This window comes from Pedobacter sp. (genome assembly GCF_035566355.1).
In the GTDB taxonomy this organism is placed as follows: domain Bacteria; phylum Bacteroidota; class Bacteroidia; order Sphingobacteriales; family Sphingobacteriaceae; genus Pedobacter.
Genome location: NZ_DATMRL010000509.1, coordinates 1 through 7,296, shown reverse-complemented (window position 1 = coordinate 7,296; position 7,296 = coordinate 1). Strand labels below are relative to the sequence as shown.

At 41.9% G+C, this 7,296-nt stretch carries 3 protein-coding genes and 1 pseudogene; all 4 read right to left on the bottom strand.

The genetic code is table 11. The features are described 5' to 3' along the window. Window positions 1-201 precede the first annotated feature (201 nt). Complete coding sequence (locus VNZ46_RS19785) at window positions 202-1,701, bottom strand: RagB/SusD family nutrient uptake outer membrane protein (RefSeq protein WP_325561847.1); 1,500 nt, start codon at window positions 1,699-1,701, stop codon at window positions 202-204. 19 nt (window positions 1,702-1,720) lie between these two features. After that, the gene (locus VNZ46_RS19780) at window positions 1,721-4,804 is read right to left on the bottom strand and encodes a TonB-dependent receptor (RefSeq protein WP_325561845.1); all 3,084 of its coding nucleotides are present in this window, start codon (window positions 4,802-4,804) and stop codon (window positions 1,721-1,723) included. Window positions 4,805-5,370: 566 nt separating this feature from the next. Further along, window positions 5,371-6,156, bottom strand: coding sequence for a murein L,D-transpeptidase catalytic domain family protein (locus VNZ46_RS19775; protein WP_325561843.1), 786 nt, complete (start codon window positions 6,154-6,156; stop codon window positions 5,371-5,373). 147 nt (window positions 6,157-6,303) lie between these two features. After that, a pseudogene (locus VNZ46_RS19770) lies at window positions 6,304-7,296 on the bottom strand (glucosidase); the annotation flags it as partial.

Genomic DNA, 7,296 nt, shown 5'->3' with positions numbered 1-7,296 from the left:
TCCTCTGCAATTTGCTACGAAAAATTCTCGTACGCTGCGGAAAGACCTCAGAGATCTGCGGCTTCTTCAGCCGCCTGATATCGTTAGTCTTGAAGCAGCTGTACAGAATTTTTCGAACAATTCACCCACCTTCCTTTATTTATAAAAAAAGGCCAGATCACGATTTAGTGATCCAGCCTTTTACAGATTGTTATTAAACTTCTATTTATTGATGTTAGGATTGGTATTCAACTCAGATTGAGGAATGTTAAACAAATAGTAAGGGCTATTTGGTTTAAATGCTGTTCCATCCGGGAATTTAAGTGTAGTGTGCTGTTTAGCTCCAACAGTTTTGGTACTTCCATCAGGCGTAGTCACGACAACCTGTATAGGGTTGCCATTAGTGTCGTTGTAAGGAAGTCGTACCAATGCAGATTGAGTCCTTAAGATATCAGACAAGGCAAAGCCTTCGCCCCACAATTCCTTTCTTCTCTCCACCAGGATAGCTGCAATCACATCTTCCTTGGTTTTTGATCCCAAAACAAATAAATCAGCATTTCTTGCACTTCTCAGTTCATTCAAGTACTGTACAGCCCCTTGCAAATCGGAATTCCTGGCCAGGCCCTCTGCCTGAATAAGGGTCATTTCGGAAGAGCGCATCAGCACAATATCCCCAGTTTGATCAGCACGGAACTTAAATTTAGCATACCGAAGATAACCCTCCCGGCTAGGCAAACCATCCCAGGAAAACAATTTAGTTCTGATGTCATTTTGATCAAACAACAATTTGAAGTTAGGATCAGCCATGAAACTATAATAGTAAGAAGAAGAGGAGCTTACATCCAGAAAGTTAAAGGTATAGCTCTCTGTGCTCTGGTCGGGTTTTTGACCATGTCCCCAAATCCACTCCTCATTTGTTAAATCGTTAAAGCCATTGTAATAGGCAGCAGCCGTCATATAGGTATAGTTTTTTCTCGCAGCCGCTGCTTTTTCAGCAGCCAGTGCCCAATTGCCCATATTCAAATAGGTCCGGGCCTGCAATCCGTGCACTACATCAATATTGATTTTATATTTCACAGGTCTGGAATAGCTGGCCAGTAAAGTTTCTGCCTGGCTCAGGTCTGCAGTAATCAATTTATAAACCTCTTCTAAAGTAGATTTTGGTTTACCCTGCGTATTGGCTTCTGTTGGGCTAGTATAAATCGGTACAGCTTTAGCCTGAGGGTCCTTAAGGTAGGAGAACTGGTAATACGTAGCCAGGTTTAAATAGCTGTTTGCTCTGAGTGCAAGAGCCTGTCCTTTTACCTGTGCCTTTTTCTCTGCTGATCCACTTGCTGCGTCTATTTTAGTGATGATGTTGTTGCAATTGTCAATGACCTTGTACATGATGGTCCAGATCGCATTTAAGCGGGTTTGGTTGGTAGACAGGGTAAACTGATAGGCATCTCTATAGCCGTATTTATTGGTAATGATCGCTACATCGTCGCCCATCGCATCACTGGTTCTCAGAATAGTGCTGTATCCTGGATTGGCGTAAGTGAAATAGGTATCGTTCATATAGGCCCAGGTACCGTTCAAAACCGTTTCAATATTGTCTACATCACCGTAGATCAAACTTGCAGAAACGGCAGTGGTAGGTGTAGTGGTGAGTTCCTTCTTGCAACTGCTAACGCTTACTAAAAGGGCGGAAAGCAGTAAAGGGGTAAGTATGTTGAGTTTCATTTTATAAAATTAAGATCCATTAAAAAGTTAAATTCACACCGGCAGAGTAGGTACGGATGGCTGGGTAACGGTAATAAGTAGCGCCCTGAATAGTCTGTTCCGGATCCATACCTTTATGCCCATAGAAAGTAAGCAGGTTCTCTCCGGTCAGGAAAAATTTCAGGTTATCGATACCGATCTTATTGGAAACCGATTTAGGGAGTCTATAGCTCAGGTTCACATTTTTTAAACGCGCGTAAGTGGCGCTGTACAAGAAACGTGTGGAGGCCTGTGTCCACCCAAGATTGTCTGTGGTTAAGCGTGGAACGTTCGTATTAGGGTTTTCAGGTGTCCAGTGGTTGAGCATTTCTACAGACCATGCTGCTCCCGGATTGCTTCCGTTTTGCATTAAGGAAACATAATCGTTGTCGAGGATTTTTCCGCCAATGCTGTAAGACAATAAAGCAGAAAGTTCAAACTGTTTGTAAGTAAATGTATTTGTAAAACCACCGGTAAGAGTAGGCAGTGAGCTGTCCTGTACGTATTGAGTTGCTTTGCTATAGTCACTGGTGGTCACTTTCTGACCATTACTATTGGTGGTGTACCAGAGCGGATTTCCATTTGCCGGATCAACGCCAGCCCATTCCCGAAGGTAAAAATCATATATTGAACCTCCTATACGCAGCATTTTGTTTCCAGAAATCAGGTTGTTTTGTGGAAGATCAGTAATGGTATTTTTATAATGTGTAGCGTTTAAACTCACAGCCCATCTGAAATCAGGTGTAATTACAGGAATGGCATTGATCTGTACTTCGATACCTGTGTTTTTTAAAGCGCCGATATTGGCATCTATAGAGGTGAAACCTGTTGAGGTCGCCATAGGCTTGCTAAACAGTAAATCTTTGGACCTCCTGTTAAAATACTCCACAGTACCACTAATGCGATCTCTAAAGAGCCCAAAATCCAGACCTACATTTAGATTCAAATTGGTTTCCCATTTCAAATCCGGGGTAGCCAGACGTTTGGTTACCAAACCATTTTCGCCAAGGTTGTTCCTGATGTCGTATAAATTATCATATGCATAGTAAACCCCGATATTGTCGTTACCCTGTGCACCATAACTGGTTCTTAAGGTTAGATTACTCAACCAAGAAGTGTCTTTTAGGAAATCTTCTTTGGAGGCTCTCCAGGAACCACCAAAAGACCAAAATGTGCCCCATCTGCTTTGCGGTGAGAATCTGGAAGAACCATCACTTCTGATGGATGCAGACAACAAGTATTTGTTTTGATAATCGTATTCAGCCCTCCCCAGGAAACTCAGCAGGGTATAATCCAGTGCATAGCCGCCAAAGCTGTTCAGTTGTGAGGCTGCGTCTGGTTCATATAAGCCTGGTAGTACGAAGCCTTGTCTGCTTCCAGACATTATTTTTGAGTTGTACTTATAGATTTCCTGGCCAGCCAGTAAGCTTAAATGGTGATCCTGATCAAAGGTTTTTTCATAGGTCAGGATGTTGTTCCAGGTATAAGAGTAAGTCCTGGTAACCGTTCTATCTACAGAACCTTTGATCTCTGCGCTCTCACCCAACAATGGGTTGGCATAATAGTTCTCATTTGTATTGGTGTAATCTCCGCTGTAGGTTGTTTTGAACTTCAGTTCCGGGAGAATAGTGGCTTCAAGAAAAGTTCTCGCAGACACATTGTCTTTGAAGATCTGATTCTTATCCAAATCTACAGTCGCGGCCAGATTGCTTCTAGGAATCGCTGCATTTGGACGGTAAGCACCAAAATCAAAGATTCTATTGCCTGCGCCATCTAATTTGTACGACCCATCATCATTGCGTTGATAGACTGGGTAGAAGCTTGGAATGGATCGGGCAAAATTGATCACATTGGCCGTATTGCTGTCTTCAGACATTGGATAGTCTTGCTTGGAGTTTGAAGCAGAAATGTTCAAACCTGCTTTAAGCCATTTTTTTGCCTGTGTAGTTAGATTGACTCTTGCATTGTAGCGTTTGAAGCCTGATCCTAAAGCAATTCCTTTATCATTTAGATATCCGCCGGAGATGTAATATTGGCTTTTTTCACTCCCTCCGCTAAAACTCAGGTCACCCTGCGTTCTCAAAGCAGTTTGCTGCATGGCTTTTTGCCAGCTGTCATTCCATAAAGGAACAGCACCTGGTACTATTTTGCCATCAATACCCACCGGATTAGGATAATTTGAACCGTAAGGATTTATACCAAGGTCGGTTAGTATGTTTTTACTGGCTGTTGCACGTGCCTGAGCATCCGTTAAGCCATTGGTGAGTTGTTTGTTTTTAAGCGCCAGCCAATAACTTTCAAAGTATTGGTCTGTGTTCATTTGCTCGTAATCCTTCACCGCTCTGTTGGATAGTCCTTCGGTAAAATTAGCACTGATCTGTGGCTCTGCAGAATTCTTTCCGGATTTAGTAGTGATAATAATCACTCCGTTTGCACCCCTTGATCCATATAAGGCACTGGAAGCCGCATCTTTAAGAATGCTGACCGAAGAAATATCATTCACATTGATGGAGCCAATGTCGCCAGAAAATGGATTACCATCAACAACATACAGTGGGTCGCTTGAAGCATTAATAGATCCGATACCCCTGATCCTGATGGTCGCTGTTGTACCAGGCTGGCCACTTTGAGAGGTGGCCTGCACACCCGGAGCGATTCCCTGAAGGGCGCTGCTGATGTTGCTGACCTGACGGTTTTCCAGTTGTTCACTTTTAATTTGTGATACCGAGCCAACATAATTGGCCCGTTTAGCAGTTCCATAAGCCACTACGACTACTTCATTTAAAGAATTTGGAGAATTGGCCAGACTCACGTTCAGCGTGTTTCCTTCAGCCAGAAGTTCTTTAGTTTCGTAGCCGAGATAAGAGAATACGAGAGTTTTCTGACCTTCAGGAAGATTCAGATGATAGGCCCCGGACTGATCTGTCGTTGTGCCTTGTTTAGTTCCTTTAATATAAATGCTAACACCAGGCAGGGGAAGGCCGGTTCCGTTTTCAGTTACTTTTCCAGCTATGCCGATACTTTGCTGGGCATAGCTGAACTGAAAAATAAGCAGTAATAAGAATACTGATAAGCTGATTTTCATTGTGATATTTGTTTTTAATGTTGATGAAGCGATCATGTGTTGCCACGATGGGTTCATTTAATTGAATGTTAAAAATTTAGGCAATAGAATTCCTTTAGCATATCAATATGCTGTAAGACAATAATTAAGAAATAATTAGTTAAAGAATTAGATTAGCTGGGACAGCTTTGCATACAACAATTCGAATTGGTCTTCTTGTTGGCTAGAGGAGAAAGTGTGTTCGGCATCATAGAAAGTAGAATCAAATACATAAAGTCAGTTTTAATAAAATAATAAGCCATGAAAGGTTTAAGACTTTCATGGCGCAAAGGTAATTAAATACTACTAAATCTATAGATTATTATTGTTTATGTTTAAAATCTGACAAAAGGAAGAGATTTGGGCTAATGTCTTTGCACTTGCAGACCTCATCTGCACGAAGCAGCATTGGTTGCTTCTTTACTTGTTGGAGGTAAAAAGGTGTACAGAACTGCTCAAATTCAGCATCTGTAAGATGAATGTGCTTTTCAATGCTCTTCCGAAACAAACTGTACATATGCAGCGCATATTGATGAAAATAAATATAGTTAAACCGTGTCTAAAACATTCGTTTTTTGTGCGGAATTGCTGGCCAGTACAGCCGCCGCATGTTCGTCAAGGTATTTAGATGTATACTGCTGATCGTTTACATTGATAAAGAGTACCGTTTTCCCTTCCATAGCATGAATAATAGCAGGAGCAAGATCTGCAGGAACGGCAGGGCATCCCTGGCTCCGTCCAAGTCTTCCAAGGGCATCAATTGTTTCCTGACTTACATAGTCTGCACCGTGGACAACAATGGCTCTTTTGCGTGCATTAGAATTAAAACCTTCATCCATGCCATCAAGTTTTAAAGAAATACCATGCTTGCCATGGTACATTTCTCCTGTAACATAAAATCCAATGCTGCTTTCCAGAGATTCGCTGCGGTTAGAAAAATGTGTGGCCTGATCAGTTCCGCTGCGCTCACCATGTGCTACCCAGGTGTTTAGAAGAAGTGTCTTTTTGTCAAGGTCTACAATCCATAGTCTCTTTTTTGTAGAGCTTTGGTCAAAATCAGCGATGCTTAAAATAGATTTTTCACCAGATAGTTTACCTGCGTTTTTAAGATTATAAAAACCTGTGACGGCTTTTTCAAAGACATTCAGGGCTAAGCCGCTTTGAGCCAACTGTGCGCTCTGGTAAAGATCCTGAATATAAGTGCTGTATAAAGTGTCGTTTGGTTCACTGTTTGCAGCATAGTGCTTTTTGATGGTTGCTGGTGTCCAGCTGATAAAAATAAACGCGAATAAAATTAATATGAATCCGGCTTGTTCTAAAAAGTATTTTCTCATAGGTACCCTCACATTTTCTGCTATGAATCTAAATGTTATTTTTTAAGTAAGCGTGTCTTCAGATGGTCGTATTTTAAGTTTGTCTAATTTAAGCTATTCTGCAATGGTACAAAAAAAATATTTTAGAAGTAACTAGTATTTAATGTATTACCTTTCTGTGACTTGGTGGTTCCGGATCAAATTGGCTACTAATGCGGTCCAGCCGGTTTGATGGGAAGCTCCCAATCCCTTGCCGCAGTCTCCGTGAAAATATTCATTAAACAATAGATAATCTTTAAAATAAGGGTCCGTCTGGAATTTTTCATTCTCTCCAAAGCAAGCACGCCTGCCTTGACCATCCGATTTAAAAATATGGATTAATCTTTCGCCAAGTTTCATGGCGATTTCCTGCAGGGAAAGTAAATTGCCCGAACCAGTTGGGTATTCTATTTTAAAATCGTCACTGTAATAATCATGAAAGCGGAGTAAGCTCTGGATGATGAGATAGTTGACTGGCATCCATATTGGACCCCGCCAATTGCTGTTGCCGCCAAACATACCGCTGTCACTTTCGCCTGGAACATATTTTACAATGAACTGCTCCTTTCCAGCCTGAAAGACATAAGGATTTTCTTCGTAACTTTTAGACAAGCTCCGAATTCCAAATTCACTTAGAAATTCAGTTTCATTCAACATCCGGTACAGAATCCGTTTCATCCTGTGCCCCCTGAGTAAACTTAACAAGTGTTTGTCGTCGGTACCTTTTTCCGTCCAGCGGGAAACCAGGGACGCCAGTTCGGGCCGGTGTTCGAGGAACCATTGCATCCTGGCAGCAAAGCCAGGTAACTTTTTCAGGGTGTCGTCCTTGATCACTTCTACTGCAAATAATGGGATAAGGCCAACCATGCTCCTGAGTTTCAATTTTACTGATCTTTGACTGTCCAGGGACAATTCATCATAGAAAAACTCATCTTCCTGGTCCCATAAACCCGTGTCATCCGGGCCCATGATGTTCATGATGGCCCCTGCGATATAAAGGAAATGTTCGAAGAACTTAGTCGCCATATCTTCATACACCGGGTTATGTAAGGCCAGTTCAAGCGATATATGCATCATATTTAAGGCATACATGGCCATCCAGCTGGTACCATCAGCTTGTTC

What these genes read in the sequence shown, in the direction of transcription:
- VNZ46_RS19780 (WP_325561845.1), bottom strand. Translation starts at nt 4,804, where the DNA reads ATGAAAATCAGCTTATCAGTATTCTTATTACTGCTTATTTTTCAGTTC.
- VNZ46_RS19785 (WP_325561847.1), bottom strand. Translation starts at nt 1,701, where the DNA reads ATGAAACTCAACATACTTACCCCTTTACTGCTTTCCGCCCTTTTAGTA.
- VNZ46_RS19775 (WP_325561843.1), bottom strand. Translation starts at nt 6,156, where the DNA reads ATGAGAAAATACTTTTTAGAACAAGCCGGATTCATATTAATTTTATTC.